Raw genomic sequence first — 16,583 nt, 5'->3', positions numbered from 1 at the left:
GTACATCCGGCTGATGTTAATTACCCTGCTAATAAAACAATAACCCGGAACTCACCATGCAATACGACCTCATCATTATCGGTAGTGGCTCCGTTGGCGCTGCCGCCGGCTATTACGCCCGTCGCGCCGGTCTGAATGTCCTGATGACCGATGCCCACAAACCGCCGCACCAGGAAGGCAGCCACCATGGCAGTACGCGGCTGATTCGTCACGCCTATGGCGAGGGCGAAAGATACGTGCCGTTGGTGCTACGCGCCCAGCAGCTATGGGACGAATTTGCGCAAAGTAGCGGCGAGGCCGTATTCGAAAAAACTGGGGTTATTAACCTTGGCCCCGCTAGCTCCGATTTTCTCAATAACGTGGCTCACAGCGCGCGTCAGTTCGAGCTTAACGTGGAAGAGTTGGATGCTGAGGCGGTCATGAAACGTTGGCCGGAGATTCGTATTCCGCAAGATTACCGGGCTATTTTTGAACCGGCTTCCGGCGTGTTACGCAGCGAGCTGGCGGTAGAAACCTGGATTCGCCTGGCGCGCGAAGCGGGCTGCGCCCAACTGTTCAACTGCCCGGTTACCGCAATTCACCATCACACCGACGGCGTGACCATCGATACCGCCGATGGTAGCTACAGCGGCAAAAAACTGCTGATCAGCGCCGGAACCTGGGTAACAAAATTATTGCCGGAACTGCCCATTCAACCGGTACGTAAAGTCTTCGCCTGGTTCCAGGCCGATGGTCGCTATAGCGCGAAAAACAACTTCCCTGCTTTCACCGGCGAACTGCCGAATGGCGATCAGTATTATGGCTTCCCGGCAGAAGACAACGAATTGAAGATCGGTAAGCATAATGGCGGCCAGCTGATTTCCGAACCGGAAGAGCGTAAACCGTTTGGCGCGGTGGCCAGCGATGGCTCGGAGTCGTTCAACTTCCTGCGCAACGTGCTACCCGGGATTGGCGGCTGCCTGCACGGCGCCTCCTGCACTTACGATAATACGGTAGATGAAGACTTCATCATCGATACGCTTCCCGGTCACGACAATACATTACTCATTACCGGGTTAAGCGGTCACGGTTTCAAGTTTGCCCCGGTACTAGGCGAAATTGCGACGCAATTTGCGCAAGGCGAAACGACGGAGTTTGATCTGGCTCCCTTCTCGCTGGCGCGCTTTTCGCAATAATAGCCGGCCATAAAACAAAACGGCCTCAATCGAGGCCGTTTAAGGCTGCTGACAAAGAAGGAAAAAGCGTGGTTTTTCCTTCTTTATGGCGATCAGCCGAAAATCAATAAATTGATTTTCCTTGTATTTTGTCAGGTGCAATCCGCAAGCCCGGCGATTGCGTATGGTCTATCATTTATCTCAAACGGCCTCAATCGAGGCCGTTTCATATCAGAGAGTGTGTATGCGTCGCCTGTATCACTGGTTAGTCAACAACGTGCGCGAGCACTTTATGATTTATCTCGCGCTGTGGCTGCTGCTAGCGGCAATCGACCTCATCTGGTTATGGTTTTACTGACGGGTCGGGATCCGGGATACCTAACTTGGTATTCAGACGGCCGCGGGATTTATTAAAAATCTTATTGCCATTCTCTCGTCCCGCCCGCAGTTTGCGCTGCTCCTCTTCCGGCAGTTTATGCTCTTCCATGCAGGCTTCGCTGCAGCAACCGGCAAATTTCTCGGCACAAGCTGGGCACTGAATAAACAGCAAATGGCAGCCGTCATTAAGGCAATTGGTGTGGCTGTCGCACGGTGCGCCGCATTGATGGCAGTGGGCAATCACATCATCAGAAATACGCTCGCCCATTCTCTCGTCAAAGACAAAGTTCTTACCGATAAAGCGTACCGGTAAGCCCTGTTCACGGGCGCGTCGCGCGTACTCGATAATCCCGCCTTCAATGTGCCACACCTTATTGAAACCGCTATGTTTCATCCAGGCGCTGGCCTTCTCACAGCGAATGCCGCCGGTGCAGTACATGACAATCTTCTTGTCTTTATACTCCTGCATCATCTCAACCGCTTTCGGCAATTGATCGCGGAAGGTATCCGCCGGAATTTCCATCGCGTTCTCGAAGTGGCCGACTTCGTACTCATAATGGTTGCGCATATCGATGAATACCGCGTCCGGATCGTCCAGCATCGCGTTCACTTCCGCCGCTTTCAGGTACTCGCCAACGTCAGAGGGGTTAAAGGTCGGGTCATCAATACCGTCGGCCACAATACGGTCGCGGACCTTGAGACGCAGGACCCAGAAGGATTTACCGTCGTCATCCAGCGCGATATTCAGACGTAACCCCTTCAGCGCCGGGTCAAAGCCATCAAGAAATTCACGCAGCGCCCCGACCTTGCTTTCCGGCACGCTGATCTGCGCATTAATACCTTCATGCGCCAGATAGATGCGACCAAAGACATTCAGCTTAGTCAGCGCCAGCCACAGGGCATCACGGGTCGCTTTCGGGTCAACGATAGTGAAATATTTATAGAACGAGATCGTCGTGCGCGGCTCGGTTTCAGCCAACATCTGCGCCTTTAACGTCTCATTTGAAATGCGGTTGTGTAACACTGGCATGGTGTACCTGCTCGACATAGGAAATGAGTAAAATAAACGGCGGGCATCATATAGCAAACACCGTTAATTTACATCCCTACATTTTACGCTACATTTCATCCACGCAATTTTCAGTCATTAACAATCATCTGCGGCAGGAGACGGCTTTTGGCGACAGCGGAAAAAAATGCGATAATAGAACGCGTTGTTAAATCAGACAGGTATGAAATGACCCATTTACCGAAATTTTCCGCCGCGCTGCTCCATCCGCGCTACTGGCTGCTGTGGCTGGGCATTGGCCTGTTGTGGTTAGTCGTCCAGCTCCCTTATCCGATTATCTACCGTCTCGGTAATGCCATCGGTCGCCTGGCAATGCGTTTTATGAAGCGCCGCGCAAAAATCGCTTATCGCAATCTTGAGCTCTGCTTTCCTGAGAAGAGCGAACAAGAGCGTCATCAACTGGTAGTGCAAAACTTTGAGTCCGTCGGCATGGGCCTGATGGAAACCGGCATGGCATGGTTCTGGCCTACCCGCCGCATTGCGCGCTGGACCGATACCATTGGCTTTGAATATGTCCGTGACGTGCAGGCGCAAAATCGCGGCATTCTGCTGATTGGTATCCATTTCCTGACGCTGGAAATGGGCGCGCGCATGTTCGGCATGAACGAGCCCGGTATCGGGGTTTATCGGCCAAATGACAACCCGGTTATCGACTGGCTGCAGACCTGGGGCCGCCTGCGTTCCAACAAAGATATGATTGACCGTAAAGATCTCAAAGGCATGATCCGCGCGCTAAAAAAAGGCGAAGTGGTCTGGTACGCCCCGGATCACGACTACGGCCCGACCGCCAGCGTCTTCGCGCCGCTGTTCGCCGTCGACCAGGCCGCCACCACTTCCGGCACCTGGATGCTGGCGAAAATGTCCAAAGCCTGCATTGTACCGTTTGTCCCACGACGTAAACCAAACGGCAAAGGCTATGAGCTCATTATGCTGCCGCCGGAATGCGATCCGCCTCTGGAAAACGCAGAAACCACCGCCGCGTGGATGAACAAAATCGTCGAAAAATGCATCATGATGGCGCCAGAGCAATATATGTGGCTGCATCGCCGCTTTAAAACTCGTCCGGAAGGCGTACCTTCGCGCTACTGATTGACTCTCTATCCGGGTGGTCCTCGCCCGGATAAATTCTACCGCCAGTCCTTTTTAATACTCCTTTAGCTTTAAAAGCTACGCTCCATTGCGGCAACCATTTCTCAGGCGCATAATTAGCAGGCTCATATTTTCCTTTATTTTGACCCGCGCCGCGGGCCAGTGAGACCTTATGCCGTCTGCTGATACGCCTATCAACTGGAAACGAAATCTTACCGTCACCTGGCTTGGCTGCTTTTTAACCGGCGCCGCCTTTAGCCTCGTGATGCCTTTTTTGCCGCTCTACGTCGAACAGTTGGGCGTGACCGGCCATAGCGCGCTGAATATGTGGTCAGGGCTGGTCTTTAGCATTACCTTCTTGTTTTCCGCCATCGCCTCGCCGTTCTGGGGCGGATTGGCCGACCGTAAAGGGCGTAAGATTATGCTGCTACGCTCGGCGCTGGGGATGGCCATCGTCATGATGCTGATGGGCATGGCGCAGAACATATGGCAATTCCTGATCCTGCGCGCGCTGCTGGGTTTACTGGGCGGATTTATCCCCAATGCCAATGCGCTGATCGCTACCCAAATCCCGCGTCAGAAAAGCGGCTGGGCGCTAGGAACGCTTTCAACCGGCGCGGTAAGCGGCGCGCTGCTGGGCCCGCTGGCGGGCGGTTTCCTTGCCGACCACTGGGGATTGCGCACCGTCTTCTTCATGACCGCCACGGTGCTGTTTATCTGCTTCCTGTTCACCCTGTTTTTAATCCGCGAAAACTTTGTTCCGGTGAACAAAAAAGAGATGCTCAATGCCAGGGACGTTTTCGGTTCGCTTAAGAACCCGAAACTGGTGCTCAGCTTGTTCGTCACCTCATTGATTATCCAGGTCGCTACCGGATCCATTGCGCCGATCCTGACGCTCTACGTGCGCGACCTGGCGGGTAACGTCAGTAATATCGCCTTTATCAGCGGTATGATTGCCTCCGTACCCGGCATTGCCGCCCTGCTGAGCGCGCCACGTTTAGGCAAGCTCGGCGATCGTATCGGGCCGGAAAAGATCCTGATCGTAGCCCTGGTTATTTCCGTGCTGCTGTTAATCCCGATGTCCTTCGTACAGACGCCGCTGCAGCTAGGCATTCTGCGCTTTTTGCTCGGCGCCGCCGACGGCGCGCTGTTACCCGCTGTACAAACTCTGCTGGTCTACAACTCCACCAGCCAGATATCAGGGCGCATCTTCAGTTATAACCAGTCGTTTCGCGATATTGGTAACGTCACCGGGCCGTTAATCGGCGCCTCGGTCTCGGCCAACTACGGCTTCCGCGCCGTGTTCCTCGTCACCGCCTGCGTCGTCCTGTTTAACGCCTTTTACTCAACCATCAGTCTGCGCCGCCCACGGCACAACGCTTCGGCGGATGACGGAGGCTCGGGTAAACGTTCGGTAAATTAAGCGCTTCAGCGCTACTCCGCCTTGACGCCAGGCTAACCGCCTTCTATAGATTGAAACGTGTCCTTTTTCATTCTTCTTAGGGGGTTAGCTATGTCAACGGAATCAGTTTTCTACGCCACGCTCGAAGAGGCAATCGACGCCGCCCGGGAAGAGTTTTTGGCCGATAATCCCGACAGCGATGAAGAAAGTGCCGATATCGAACAGTTCAATATGCAGAAATACATTCTCCAGGACGGCGATATCGCCTGGCGGGCCGAATTCTTCGCCAGCGAAGATGAAGAAGGCGAGTGTTTGCCCATGCTCAGTGGTGAGGCGGCACAGAGCGTATTTGACGGCGATTATGACGAAATCGAGCTACGCCAGGAGTGGGTGGAAGAGAATACGCTACACGAATGGGACGAAGGCGAGTTTCAGCTGGAGCCCTCCCTGGATACCGAAGAGGGGCAGACCGCAGCCGATGAGTGGGATGAGCGTTAATTACTCGTAGGGACCATGGCTGGCGTCTAGCGGCAGCAACAGCGTATCGAATACCAGCGAGAATGGCAGATCGAGAATAGTCAGATAGCGCCAGCCTGAATCGCGAACATCCCACTGTACACCGGGGTAATACTGGTTGCCATGGCCCTGCCCCGGCACCGTACGGCTAATAATGCTGCCGCAGCCGCTGAGGACCAGCGTCATGGCGATAAGCAGAAATATTCTCATTCACTTCCTCTCAGGCAAAAAAATACCGGCATAATTGCCGGTATTTTCCTTAACGTACGGCTTACTTCGTTTTCAACGCCAGCGGGTTCAGCGTGAGTTTCTGATACTCACCCACCCAGGAGGAGTATTTCTCCGGGGAGTTCCACACGCGATAGTGCAGGCGCGACATCGTTACCGGATCGCTTAACAGCACCAGCCGACGATCGCGGTTAAGCTTATCAGGCGTTTCATTTAGCGCCTGCTCGACGTGGCGTTCGCGGGCGATATCCAGGATATGCCCGTGGCGGTGACGCGCCGTTGCCATTGCCGTCGCCAGAGCGTTAAACGATGGGTTAAATACCGCGTGCATAAAGCCATCGCCCAGCGAACGCTGACGGTTCAGGGTCAGATAAGCATCGGTATCTTTCAATACCTGCGGCGGCGAATACTCTTCGGGGATCAGGAACAATTTCCAACGCTTAGTGCGCAGACCTACCGTCGCGCGGCTGGAAATCGCCGAGACAAACGGAGAGAGGATCAGCGACACGACGATCGGCGCCAGCCAGAACAGGAAACGCAGATCCAGCCACGCCATGCCCACCGCCCATACCAGCCCCAGCAGCAGCTGTGAACCATGACGCATAAAGGCCTCGCCCCACGGCGTTGAGTCATCATCGCGCTGCGGTGAATTCCACACCACCTCCCAACCAAGGAACGCGCTGACCACGAACACGGTATGGAACAGCATGCGTACCGGCGCCAGCAGCACCGAGAACAGCACCTCCAGCAGCAGGGAAAGCGTCACGCGGAAGAAGCCGCCGTACTCTTTCGGCCCCTTGCACCACACCAGAATGATACTCAGCAGTTTTGGCAGGAACAGCAGCACCATGGTCGAGGCAAACAGCGCGATAGCCAGCTCCGGACGCCACTGCGGCCATACCGGGAACAGCTGACGCGGCTGCAGGAAGTACTGCGGCTCGGTCAGGGCGTGCACGACCTGCAGCGCCGTCGACAGCGCGAGGAACATAAACCACAGCGGCGCCGACAGATAGGACATGACGCCGGTCAGGAACACCGCACGGTGTACCGGGTGCATCCCTTTTACCAGGAACAGGCGGAAGTTCATCAGGTTACCCTGACACCAGCGGCGGTCGCGTTTCAGCTCATCCAGCAGGTTCGGCGGCAGCTCTTCATAGGAGCCCGGCAGATCGTAGGCGATCCAAACGCCCCACCCCGCACGGCGCATCAGCGCGGCTTCCACGAAGTCGTGCGACAGAATCGAGCCGGCAAAGTTACCTTCGCCCGGCAGCGGCGCCAGCGCACAGTGCTCAATGAACGGCTTCACGCGGATAATGGCGTTGTGGCCCCAATAGTGCGATTCCCCCAACTGCCAGAAGTGCAGCCCGGCGGTAAACAGCGGACCGTACACGCGGGTGGCGAACTGCTGGCAGCGCGCATACAGGGTATCCATACCGGAGGCGCGCGGCGAAGACTGGATGATCCCGGCATTCGGATTCGCTTCCATCAGGCGCACCAGCCCGCTCAGGCACTCACCGGTCATCACTGAGTCAGCGTCGAGCACCACCATATAGCTATACTGGCTACCCCAGCGACGGCAGAAATCATCGATGTTGCCGCTTTTACGTTTCACGCGACGACGACGACGACGATAGAAGATCTGGCCTTCGCCCTGCACTTCAGCAATCAACTCCATCCACGCTTTCTGCTCGGCAACGCAGATGTCCGGGTCGTAGCTGTCGCTTAGCACGTAAACGTCAAAGTGCGCAGCGTTACCCGTCGCTTTCACCGATTCCCAGGTGGCGCGCAGGCCGGCAAACACGCGGTCAACATCTTCGTTACAGATAGGCATGATAAGCGCGGTCCGGTGTTCCGGGTTCAGCGGCTCGTCGCCAACGGTAGATGCCGAAATACTGTATTTATCACGCCCGATCAGCAGTTGCAGGAATCCCATCAGGGCGGTCCAGAAACCGGCCGAGACCCAGCAGAACAGTACCGCGAAGAGGATCAGGATGCCGCTCTGCAATACGTACGGCAGTAATTGCATGAAGGAGACCCACAGATCCTGGCCAACCATATCGGATGGATTGATCAGCGCCCAGCCCTGATAAGGGAGGATGGTCTTCATATACCAGGTAGCCACTACCGTTTGCGCCAGCGTCAGCAGCAGCAAAATGTAGCGGCGAATGGTGCCGACGGTACGCCATTTCTGTTCGCTTTCGCGCTCTTCTTGCGTAAGACGAGAGAGATAGCGCGGGGTCACGTCGCGGCCGCGCAGACGATCCCAGAAGCGGCCTACCGGGTTGGTACGCCACGGATCCGGGATCATAGAAGAGCGTTTGGCTTTCGGCATCGCATGAAGCTGCGTGCGCCCTTCATCATCTTTCACCAGTTGCTCGCCGGCCAGAGAGTCTGGCCAGCTATGCTCCAGCCGCGCTTTTACCGATCCTAACGGGGAATCTTCATCGCGCGGAAAATGATGATGCTCTGCGTCAAGCGCTTCATGTACGGCTTGCAGGCTCGCATCAGGTAAAGCGGCTTTTTCTGCATCCGACAGCGGCAATGCGTCGATATAATTCGTTATCTTATTCATTGGCAGGCAGCTGATAGCTCCAGGTTTCGCTTAGCGTCTGATCGCCATTGACCAGCGCCGCGCGCATTTCCGTGGTTTTCTTCGGATCTTTCACTTTCACGCGCAGGGTCATACGCCAACCTTTAATAACCGGGTTATAGCGCACCGAGTTTTCCACGATTTCGGCGTTATCGCCGATGCTCGCCTGCGCCGTTACCGGAGTATCCGCCGCCATTTTTTTCATGTCAGCGCCGGTGAAATCAACGATGAAAGCGATAGTGCCATCTGGCTGGCGAATGAGATTAGACTGCTTCACATCACCGGTTGAGCGGCGAGTCTGAACCACATAAGCGTTGTCTGGGGCATGCAGTTTGTCTTCATCACGGCTAAAGGTAATGGAGTACTTGAAGTTCATCTCTTTGCCTGGTTCCGGCAGCTGATCCGGGGTCCAGTAGGTGACGATATTATCGTTGGTTTCATCGTTAGTCGGGATTTCAACCAATTCGACTTTACCCTTACCCCAGTCGCCTTTCGGGGTGATCCACGCGCTCGGGCGCTGGTCGTAACGATCGTCGAGATCTTCAAAGCGGGAGAACTGGCGGCCACGCTGCAGCAGGCCAAACCCTTGCGGGTTTTCCATCGCATAACTGCTAACGGCCAGATGTTTCGGGTTATTCAGCGGACGCCAGATCCACTCGCCGTTACCGGCAAGAATCGACAGACCGTTGGAGTCATGTAATTCCGGACGATAGTTGGTGGTCGGCGACGGTTGGTTCGGCCCAAACAGGAACATACTGGTCAACGGCGCCACACCAAGCTTGCCGACTTTGTCGCGCAGATAGACCTTCGACTGCACATCAACCACGGTGTCGCGGCCTGGCATAATCACAAAACGATAGGCGCCGGTCGCACGCGGGGAATCCAGCAGCGCATAGATGGTTAAGCGTTTATCGGTCGCTTTCGGACGCTCAATCCAGAACTCGCGGAAGCGAGGGAACTCTTCGCCGGACGGCAGCGCGGTATCGATAGCCAGGCCGCGGGCGGAAAGCCCATATACCTGACCCTGGCCCAGAACGCGGAAGTAGCTGGCACCGAGCATGCTGACGATTTCGTCATTCTTGTCTTTGCTATTGATCGGATACAGTACTTTGAAACCGGCGAAACCAAGGTCTTTCACCGTGTCTTTATCGTGCTGAACATTGCCAAAATTAAAATAATCCGGGCTATATTTAATTTTACGTACGCTGGTGCTGGTCACTTCATTAATAGTAACCGGCGTGTCGAAATACATACCCTGGTGGTAAAATTCCAGCTTGAACGGGGTCTTCAGGTTATTCCAGTAGGCTTTATCGTGATTGAACTGGATTTGCTGGTAATCCGCGTATTTCATATCGCGGAAGGCGGAGGGTAAGTTACTTTTCGGCGCTTCATAGCCTTTCCCGGCTAACGTTTTCGCCTGTTTTGCTACGTCATCAATGCTGAATGCCCATGCAGATGAAGTACACAGGGACAACATTACGGCTGCGCTTAACCAACGCATTTTCATCATCTGTGGTTTATGTTTCATAGTAAGTAAGCACTTCCCCCTTTGTGTGCTTAAATCGATCCGATCTATTTTAATGGAAACTCAGGCAATCCGACAACATAATCCCTGCATTGTTCAGCTTAGCGGACCAGGGAATAAACAGTTCTCTGTCCCATATTGCACTTTGCGTACTTATCCTGGAGACAGATACCCTGAGTTCATGTAGGGTTGCTGGCAATGTACCTGTTATCGCCCTGAGTGATAAGACGAATTGTCTGAGATTGTTGTGAATTTATGAATAAAACACCAGTAGAACGTGAATATTTCTTCGACAGTATCCGCGCCTGGCTGATGCTGTTGGGGATCCCGTTTCACATCTCACTTATCTACTCCAGCCACAGCTGGCATGTGAATAGCCTGGAGCCCTCCTGGGGGCTAACGCTGTTCAACGATTTTATCCATGCCTTCCGTATGCAGGTCTTCTTTGTTATTTCCGGCTATTTCTCATACATGCTGTTTCTCCGCTATCCGCTGAAGAAATGGTGGAAAGTGCGCGTAGAGCGAGTTGGCATCCCGATGCTCACCGCAATCCCCCTGCTTACGCTGCCGCAGTTTCTGATGCTGCAATACGTCAATGGTAAAGCCCAGGACTGGCATACGCTCTCCGGCTATGACAAATTCAACACCCTGGCCTGGGAGCTTATCTCCCATCTGTGGTTTTTGCTGGTGCTCGTGGTGCTGACCACCGCCGGGGTAGGGCTGTTTAAGTGGCTGGCCAATCGGCGGAAAAAGCAGGACAACAGTTTTGGTGACACCGTCACATTCAGTCAATTATCACTGATTTTTCTGGGACTTGGCGTATTGTACGCGGTGATCCGTCGCACCATTTTTATTATTTATCCGCCGATTCTCAGTAACGGATTGTTTAACTTCATCGTGATGCAGACCCTGTTCTATCTGCCGTTTTTTATTCTCGGCGCGCAGACGTTCATCAATCCGCGGCTGAAAGCGATGTTCACCACCTCATCACCGTGGTGTTTTGTTGGCGCACTGCTGGGCTTTATCGCCTATCGTCTTAACCAGCAGTATGGTTCTGGCGATGGCTGGATGTATGAAACCGAATCGGTGATTACGATGGTACTGGGGCTGTGGATGGTAAACGTGGTGTTCTCACTGGGCCACCGCCTGCTCAACTTCCAGTCCGCACGGGTGACTTACTTCGTCAACGCCTCGCTGTTTATCTACCTGGTGCACCATCCGCTGACTCTGCTGTATGGGGCATGGATTACGCCGATAATAAAATCGAACCTGTTAGGTTTTATCACCGGGCTGGTATTTGTGGTGGGGATTGCGCTGATATTGTACGAAATCCATCTACGTATTCCGCTGCTGCGCTTCCTGTTCTCGGGTAAACCGCAGCAAAAACCGGCTAAAACGCCGGTGTCGGTTAACTAAACGCCTCAACCGGCAGCGCGCCCGCGTGCTGCCGGTGTAACGATTCATTCCGCCCGCAATAATCGCTGATAGATCTCCGCCATTTCGTTATCAAAGCAGACGAAGCACACCCGTTCCAGCGGATTATATCGGGTGAGGAAAGCATTCACCGTTTTCACCGCAATTTCCGCCGCCGCCTGTTTCGGGTAGCCATATACGCCGGTACTGATAGCCGGAAAAGCAATAGAACGATAATTATTGGCTGCCGCCAGCAACAGACTATTGCGATAGGCATCCGCCAGTAATTCGGCTTCCTGCTCGCCGCCGCCGTGCCAGACGGGGCCGACCGCATGAATCACCGCGCTGGCCGGTAGATTACCGGCGCTGGTGATAACCGCATGCCCGGGCGGACATTCGCCCTGCTGCTGACGGACTATTTTGCAGGCCGCCAGTAATTCCGGGCCGGCTGCGCGATGAATGGCGCCATCAACGCCGCCGCCGCCCAGTAATGATGGGTTTGCCGCATTGACAATAACATCTACCTGCAACGTCGTAATATCGCCGAGAACCACTTCAGGTTGAACCACCATTTCCCCCTCCTGTCGGCAAACGTCTTCATACTCAGAGTGATGTCTACTATGGCATGATAGCCCCCAAGGCGAAAGCCTGAGGGCCAGTAATTAGCGATAATTCACTTCGAGGATAGCGCGGGTATGTTGCGGATCAATATACTTTAATTGTGCCGAACCGACGGTGTCATTACTGAAATTCCCCGTCGTCAGCACCTGCGGCGAAATCGCCTGGCTACCCAGCCGCGGGCAGGCCATTTCAATCTTACCATTCATACTATTGGCCTCGCAGGAAGGGTCAACGACCTGCCCGTAAATGGCGACAACGCCGCCGGTCGGCGCGGCATTCACTGAGCCAAATAAGCATGACAACATCAGACATGGCACAGCTAAGGCGTGGATTTTTTTTATCACGGCAGACTCCTCTGTATGAATAGCAAAGAAGCAACAGGCCATCCCTGAGCGCACTGCGCCGCCCGACTACGGCAAGGCAATGATTGCGTTACAAAACACAAATATATTACTTTTTGTTTTCTTTTTGATAACAAAACCGATTCATCTTGATTTTGCTACAAAAAATCTGCGGGGGAATATCAGGTGAGAGACGGGAAAACCCCTGCAGGTCCGGCAGGGGTTGTACTGTTAACGATAATTCACTTCGAGGATAGCGTTAGTGTGCTGAGGATTAATGTAGGTTAATTGCGTAGATTTGATATTGGCATGTTGCAGATCCCCTCGGGCTACCTGCTGAGCAGAAAAAGTGACTGACTTCTGCTTAGCGCAGACCATCGAGACCTGATCTTCTGAAGAACGAATTTTACAAGGCGGTTCGACAACGCCGCCGTGGAAACGAATCACGCCGCTTGCGGCGTTAGAGGTAGTTGAAAACGTCAATAAAGCGGGAAGGAAACAAACTGTAGCAAGTAGTACGCCAGTCATTTTTTTCACGGCAAAACCCCTCTGCGTAACGGTCAAAAAAACCTTACAAATCATCCATGAGCGCAGTTGAATACAAGCAACTACATACAAAATCAGTATATATATGAAGTACCTGTAGATACTTTTTTCTCTCCGTTTTTGCAAACGGTATCAAATTATTATGGTTTGTTTGCTCAAAATGTCTGCATTAAGAGGAAAAAACAATCGAAGAGGGGTTGATGCAAAAAGGCTTTCATGTAGTGCGTGACAGGAGCCTTGCTCCCGTCATCGAGGAAATGTGAAGAAAATCAGACGTTATCGTTAGCCAGAGACTTGCTCTTTGCCGCTCGTGCCGCCAGCCACAGTCCGCTGTTTTTCATGGCATAGCCAAAGACCAATCCCAGCGCCAGAGACGGCACGACAATGCGCCAGTCGCCGCTCGCGGCAAACGTTGCGCAGGCGCCGATAAAGGTTCCGGGAACAAAAGAAAGTAGCAGCTGGCGCGCCTGAATACACATCAGGAAGGCGACTATTCCGGTCATCACATAGCTGAGGATTTCTAACTGCGGCGCCAGCGCGCTACCGTAAATAATCACCAGCGCCCATATCACGCCGCTCATGACCGTGCAGGCAGAAATCAACAGCCCTTTCAGGCCGCCTTGTGGGCAAGCGAAATAGGCCGTACAGCCGAGGAATCCGGCCCAGCTCAGCAGGCCAAGTGAGACCGCCACCCATCCCCAGATACCGGAGAGAATGCCCGTCGTGAGTGCGATTGCGAAGAGTATGTTCATGCCGCGTATCATAGCAGATACGCGGCAACCAAATGCGATCCAGAACACACAATATGAAAGCGTGAGTTTGCTGTTTCACAACAAAAGTGACTTTAGTCACATTTATTCGTCGTTTTCTTCCTGCAGTTCATCCCACATTGCGGAAATCGCTTCACGCGTTAATAGCGCCATGGTGCGCCAGAATGCGGTTTGCGCATGCGCCTCCACTTTTCCAAGGAAGGTACCACACCACGGTAATAGATAATCGGCAAATAACGTTTCCAGCGTTTCGCTTTCATCTTCCGTGGCGTGATCTTCAAGCCATGATGCGGCCAGCAGTAAGGATCCAATATGATCGGTTGGGCCTTCGCCAGTAGGAATGCCGTGTTGCGTCAGAAAACCACGAACTTCCGCTTCAGTTGCCCCTTCAACCCACGCGCTGCGATAAGGCGAGACCGCACATTCTTCCCCAACGAACAGGGCGTTATAATCAGCGGTTAACGGCTGGGTATCACAACTCTTCTGCAGACGCTCCAGTAATTCATCCTGTTCCAGCGGCCAACTGGCGGCCAGCTTGCCATCGCGAATCAGCGTGAACAGCGGCACCAACAGCGGGTCCTGCGGTTGACGATAATAGAGCGAGCCCAGCACGCGACAGAGGATTGAAAATTCATTCATACAATATGTTCCAGTGGTTCAAATTAAAGGTCTGCAAATTCCGCAATCGCCGGCATCCCACGCGATTCAAGGAAATTCAGTAGTCGACGCGGGCTGACGTTAAGGATCCGCTCTTCCGGGAAATTCACCGCGTCGAGAATTTTGCGGCATTCGGTAAATTCGCCAAGGGTAAAGGCGGTATGCGAGTCCGAACCCAGCGCCACCCAACCACCCGCATCACGCACGGCGGCGGCGATCGCCCGGCAATTATCCTCACTACCAATACGCGACGAAAGGAAAGAGGAATTATTAATTTCCAGCGCCACATGATGCTTTGCCGCCGCTTCGGCCACCGCGGGAATATCGATTGGGAACTTCGGATTACCAGGATGGCTAATCATGTGGACTGCGCCACTGGCAATCGCGGCAATCATCGCTTCAGTGTGGGTGGCTTTATCCTGAGGCGGGAATACCGGCTCATGAAAACCGGCAATGATCAGATCCAGCGAGGTCAGCATTGGTCCGGTACAGTCAATTTCACCCTGGGTATTTTTGATATTCGCTTCAATGCCGCGCAGGATGCCGACGCCATCAACCAGACGCGGCCAAATACGCATGTTGACGAAATGCCAGTAGTGCGGGGCATCGGCCATATCCGGGCCGTGATCGGTGATGGCAAAAAGTTTGATGCCTTTACGTTTGGCCTCGGCAATATAGTCATGCAAGGTACTGTAGGCGTGGGTGCTGGCGACGGTATGCATGTGCAGGTCAACAGGATACATCACAATCTCCTCCTCTGTTTGTGGCAAGAATAGCAGGAATCAGGAGTCATGATCAGTAAAAACCCCGCCGTAGCGGGGTTATCGATTAGTAGCCGCGCTGGCGGTCGACCTGCCCGCTGACCGTTTCACCACGCTCCAGGCGGCTAATGGTGCTGGCAATATAGGCAATTGCTTCCTGCGGACGGGTAACGGCGGCAATATGCGGCGTCATGGCCACGCGCGGATGCGCCCACAGCGGGCTCTCTTTCGGCAGCGGTTCGCGGCTAAAGACATCCAGCATCGCCCCTTTCAGTTTGCCGCTATCAAGCGCCGCCAGTAAATCCGGCTCGACGATATGCACGCCGCGGGCAAGGTTCAGAACATAGCTGTTATCCGGCAACTGGGACAGTAGCGTTTTATTGATGATACCGACAGTTTCGGCCGTATTTGGCAACAGGTTGATCAGCACGCGGGTTTCTCGGAGAAACGCGCCCAACTCTTCCTGACCGGCAAAACTCTCGACCTGCGGCCAGGATTTATGGCTACGGCTCCAGCAGCGCAGCGGGAATCCCCAGCGCAACAGGCTTTCCGCAACTTTGCCGCCCAACACCCCTGCCCCCATGATGCCAATAGTGAAATCCTCGCGGCGGTATTCCGGCAAGGGTTGCCAGCGGGATTCCTGCTTCAGCGCATGATAATCATCAAAGCGACGGAACCAGTGCAGTACCTGGCTTACCGCATATTCCTGCATCTGCAGTCCCATGCCGGTATCTTCGAGGCGGAACAGCGGGACAGAAAGCGGCAGCATTTCCGGATGCTCCCGCAGCTTGCTAAGAATGGAATCCACGCCAGCGCCGAGAGCAAAAACCGCTTTCAGCTCGCGCCCCTGAAGCATTTCTACCGGTGGATGCCAGACCAGCGCATAGTCGGCTGGTTGATTGTCGCCAGGTTTCCACTCACGAACGCGCGCTCCCGGCAGATGTTTTTCCAACTCTGCTATCCAGTACGGGGTATCGAACGTCGGGTGGTAAAAAATAATCTCCATAATGACTCCTGATTACTGACGCGTGAGTAGGTTGAGGTTTGCGTCGTGTTTTACTCTTTGTTTTGTATTGGTTTGCCAGCATAACAAATTTCGTATCGCTATCGAGGAATAAAGAGAATGGTGACAAAAAAAACGATTCCCGCGCGTTTAAGAAGCAAGTTGTTTGAAGTTTGGCTAAACGCATCTTTTTTTAAAAAAGTTGATTGACGGGAGATACGTATTTCCCTACATTAGCGCCCGTTCCCAGCAACAACGGGAAAGACAATATGGTGAGGTGTCCGAGTGGCTGAAGGAGCACGCCTGGAAAGTGTGTATACGGTAACGTATCGGGGGTTCGAATCCCCCCCTCACCGCCATATTCGAGATGAGAGCTCGTACGAAAGTACGGGCTCTTTTCTTTTATATTCTCCGTACGGGGGGATGAGAACCCCCGACCGGGGTTCGACAACTGGCGCAGCCAGTTGGACAGACCGCGCACGCAGTAAGCGGGCTGCCCCGCAGGGGCGAGCGAAGCGAG

General features: G+C 53.9%; 17 protein-coding genes and 1 tRNA gene. 7 read left to right on the top strand and 11 right to left on the bottom strand.

Annotation, left to right across the window (positions count from 1 at the left end; translation table 11 throughout):
• Window positions 1-56 precede the first annotated feature (56 nt).
• Together solA and PGS10_RS17260 are read left to right on the top strand one after the other, a co-directional pair.
• Window positions 57-1,175: an N-methyl-L-tryptophan oxidase gene (gene solA, locus PGS10_RS17265; protein ID WP_045393642.1), complete on the top strand. Its 1,119-nt coding sequence runs from the start codon at window positions 57-59 to the stop codon at window positions 1,173-1,175.
• A 223-nt stretch (window positions 1,176-1,398) separates the two neighbouring features.
• Window positions 1,399-1,512, top strand: coding sequence for a DUF2770 family protein (locus tag PGS10_RS17260; protein ID WP_064571551.1), 114 nt, complete (start codon window positions 1,399-1,401; stop codon window positions 1,510-1,512).
• Here PGS10_RS17260 and PGS10_RS17255 read toward each other — a convergent pair.
• Entirely contained in the window at window positions 1,498-2,562 is a 1,065-nt protein-coding gene (locus PGS10_RS17255; protein ID WP_047046904.1) for a rhodanese-related sulfurtransferase, read from the bottom strand. The two genes, PGS10_RS17260 and PGS10_RS17255, sit on opposite strands and share 15 nt — an antisense overlap.
• Window positions 2,563-2,769: 207 nt before the next feature.
• On the opposite strand from PGS10_RS17255, the gene PGS10_RS17250 reads away from it, so the two are divergent.
• From PGS10_RS17250 to PGS10_RS17240, 3 genes are all read left to right on the top strand, one after another.
• On the top strand, window positions 2,770-3,690 hold the full coding sequence (locus PGS10_RS17250; protein ID WP_047046907.1) for a Kdo(2)-lipid IV(A) acyltransferase: 921 nt from the start codon (window positions 2,770-2,772) through the stop codon (window positions 3,688-3,690).
• A gap of 172 nt (window positions 3,691-3,862) precedes the next feature.
• Window positions 3,863-5,113, top strand: coding sequence for a multidrug efflux MFS transporter MdtG (mdtG, locus tag PGS10_RS17245; RefSeq protein WP_047066444.1), 1,251 nt, complete (start codon window positions 3,863-3,865; stop codon window positions 5,111-5,113).
• Between the two features lie 90 nt (window positions 5,114-5,203).
• Window positions 5,204-5,590, top strand: coding sequence for a MysB family protein (locus tag PGS10_RS17240; RefSeq protein ID WP_045393629.1), 387 nt, complete (start codon window positions 5,204-5,206; stop codon window positions 5,588-5,590).
• On the opposite strand, the gene PGS10_RS17235 is transcribed toward PGS10_RS17240, so the two are convergent.
• The 3 genes from PGS10_RS17235 to mdoG all read right to left on the bottom strand — a co-directional run bounded on the left by PGS10_RS17235 (window position 5,591) and on the right by mdoG (window position 9,954).
• Window positions 5,591-5,818: a YceK/YidQ family lipoprotein gene (locus tag PGS10_RS17235; protein WP_045393628.1), complete on the bottom strand. Its 228-nt coding sequence runs from the start codon at window positions 5,816-5,818 to the stop codon at window positions 5,591-5,593.
• Between the two features lie 61 nt (window positions 5,819-5,879).
• Window positions 5,880-8,408: a glucans biosynthesis glucosyltransferase MdoH gene (mdoH, locus tag PGS10_RS17230; RefSeq protein WP_047046912.1), complete on the bottom strand. Its 2,529-nt coding sequence runs from the start codon at window positions 8,406-8,408 to the stop codon at window positions 5,880-5,882.
• Window positions 8,401-9,954: a glucans biosynthesis protein MdoG gene (gene mdoG, locus PGS10_RS17225; RefSeq protein WP_047046915.1), complete on the bottom strand. Its 1,554-nt coding sequence runs from the start codon at window positions 9,952-9,954 to the stop codon at window positions 8,401-8,403. The genes mdoH and mdoG overlap by 8 nt, the downstream gene beginning before the upstream one ends.
• A 252-nt stretch (window positions 9,955-10,206) precedes the next feature.
• Here mdoG and mdoC point away from each other — a divergent pair, with 252 nt between their 5' ends.
• Window positions 10,207-11,367, top strand: coding sequence for a glucans biosynthesis protein MdoC (gene mdoC / locus PGS10_RS17220; RefSeq protein WP_316423298.1), 1,161 nt, complete (start codon window positions 10,207-10,209; stop codon window positions 11,365-11,367).
• A 44-nt stretch (window positions 11,368-11,411) separates the two neighbouring features.
• Here mdoC and ymdB read toward each other — a convergent pair whose 3' ends face one another.
• The 7 genes from ymdB to ghrA all read right to left on the bottom strand — a co-directional run bounded on the left by ymdB (window position 11,412) and on the right by ghrA (window position 16,066).
• The gene (gene ymdB, locus PGS10_RS17215; protein WP_289576749.1) at window positions 11,412-11,936 is read right to left on the bottom strand and encodes an O-acetyl-ADP-ribose deacetylase; all 525 of its coding nucleotides are present in this window, start codon (window positions 11,934-11,936) and stop codon (window positions 11,412-11,414) included.
• 90 nt (window positions 11,937-12,026) lie between these two features.
• Window positions 12,027-12,329 (bottom strand): type 1 fimbrial protein, encoded by a 303-nt coding sequence (locus PGS10_RS17210; RefSeq protein ID WP_316423297.1) that lies wholly within the window; start codon window positions 12,327-12,329, stop codon window positions 12,027-12,029.
• A 228-nt stretch (window positions 12,330-12,557) separates the two neighbouring features.
• Complete coding sequence (locus PGS10_RS17205) at window positions 12,558-12,854, bottom strand: fimbrial assembly protein (protein ID WP_316423334.1); 297 nt, start codon at window positions 12,852-12,854, stop codon at window positions 12,558-12,560.
• 287 nt (window positions 12,855-13,141) lie between these two features.
• Window positions 13,142-13,624, bottom strand: coding sequence for a DUF1097 domain-containing protein (locus tag PGS10_RS17200; protein ID WP_045386447.1), 483 nt, complete (start codon window positions 13,622-13,624; stop codon window positions 13,142-13,144).
• A gap of 102 nt (window positions 13,625-13,726) precedes the next feature.
• On the bottom strand, window positions 13,727-14,281 hold the full coding sequence (locus tag PGS10_RS17195) for a TorD/DmsD family molecular chaperone (protein ID WP_045393616.1): 555 nt from the start codon (window positions 14,279-14,281) through the stop codon (window positions 13,727-13,729).
• A gap of 23 nt (window positions 14,282-14,304) precedes the next feature.
• Window positions 14,305-15,042: a phosphatase gene (locus tag PGS10_RS17190; protein WP_015367224.1), complete on the bottom strand. Its 738-nt coding sequence runs from the start codon at window positions 15,040-15,042 to the stop codon at window positions 14,305-14,307.
• Window positions 15,043-15,127: 85 nt separating this feature from the next.
• The gene (gene ghrA, locus PGS10_RS17185; protein WP_045393613.1) at window positions 15,128-16,066 is read right to left on the bottom strand and encodes a glyoxylate/hydroxypyruvate reductase GhrA; all 939 of its coding nucleotides are present in this window, start codon (window positions 16,064-16,066) and stop codon (window positions 15,128-15,130) included.
• Between the two features lie 268 nt (window positions 16,067-16,334).
• On the opposite strand from ghrA, the gene PGS10_RS17180 reads away from it, so the two are divergent.
• Window positions 16,335-16,422, top strand: a tRNA-Ser gene (locus tag PGS10_RS17180).
• Window positions 16,423-16,583 lie beyond the last annotated feature (161 nt).

The organism is Klebsiella sp. 141153 (assembly GCF_032601995.1).
Taxonomy (GTDB): Bacteria; Pseudomonadota; Gammaproteobacteria; order Enterobacterales; family Enterobacteriaceae; genus Klebsiella; species Klebsiella aerogenes.
This window is presented reverse-complemented; position numbering and strand designations above follow the sequence as displayed.

Coding starts and splice junctions, on each gene's coding strand:
- mdtG (WP_047066444.1), top strand. CDS start 3,863: ATGCCGTCTGCTGATACGCCTATCAACTGGAAACGAAATCTTACCGTC.
- mdoH (WP_047046912.1), bottom strand. CDS start 8,408: ATGAATAAGATAACGAATTATATCGACGCATTGCCGCTGTCGGATGCA.
- ymdB (WP_289576749.1), bottom strand. CDS start 11,936: ATGGTGGTTCAACCTGAAGTGGTTCTCGGCGATATTACGACGTTGCAG.
- solA (WP_045393642.1), top strand. CDS start 57: ATGCAATACGACCTCATCATTATCGGTAGTGGCTCCGTTGGCGCTGCC.
- PGS10_RS17190 (WP_015367224.1), bottom strand. CDS start 15,042: ATGTATCCTGTTGACCTGCACATGCATACCGTCGCCAGCACCCACGCC.
- PGS10_RS17195 (WP_045393616.1), bottom strand. CDS start 14,281: ATGAATGAATTTTCAATCCTCTGTCGCGTGCTGGGCTCGCTCTATTAT.
- mdoC (WP_316423298.1), top strand. CDS start 10,207: ATGAATAAAACACCAGTAGAACGTGAATATTTCTTCGACAGTATCCGC.
- PGS10_RS17255 (WP_047046904.1), bottom strand. CDS start 2,562: ATGCCAGTGTTACACAACCGCATTTCAAATGAGACGTTAAAGGCGCAG.
- PGS10_RS17235 (WP_045393628.1), bottom strand. CDS start 5,818: ATGAGAATATTTCTGCTTATCGCCATGACGCTGGTCCTCAGCGGCTGC.
- PGS10_RS17250 (WP_047046907.1), top strand. CDS start 2,770: ATGACCCATTTACCGAAATTTTCCGCCGCGCTGCTCCATCCGCGCTAC.
- PGS10_RS17260 (WP_064571551.1), top strand. CDS start 1,399: ATGCGTCGCCTGTATCACTGGTTAGTCAACAACGTGCGCGAGCACTTT.
- ghrA (WP_045393613.1), bottom strand. CDS start 16,066: ATGGAGATTATTTTTTACCACCCGACGTTCGATACCCCGTACTGGATA.
- PGS10_RS17200 (WP_045386447.1), bottom strand. CDS start 13,624: ATGAACATACTCTTCGCAATCGCACTCACGACGGGCATTCTCTCCGGT.
- PGS10_RS17205 (WP_316423334.1), bottom strand. CDS start 12,854: ATGACTGGCGTACTACTTGCTACAGTTTGTTTCCTTCCCGCTTTATTG.
- PGS10_RS17240 (WP_045393629.1), top strand. CDS start 5,204: ATGTCAACGGAATCAGTTTTCTACGCCACGCTCGAAGAGGCAATCGAC.
- mdoG (WP_047046915.1), bottom strand. CDS start 9,954: ATGAAACATAAACCACAGATGATGAAAATGCGTTGGTTAAGCGCAGCC.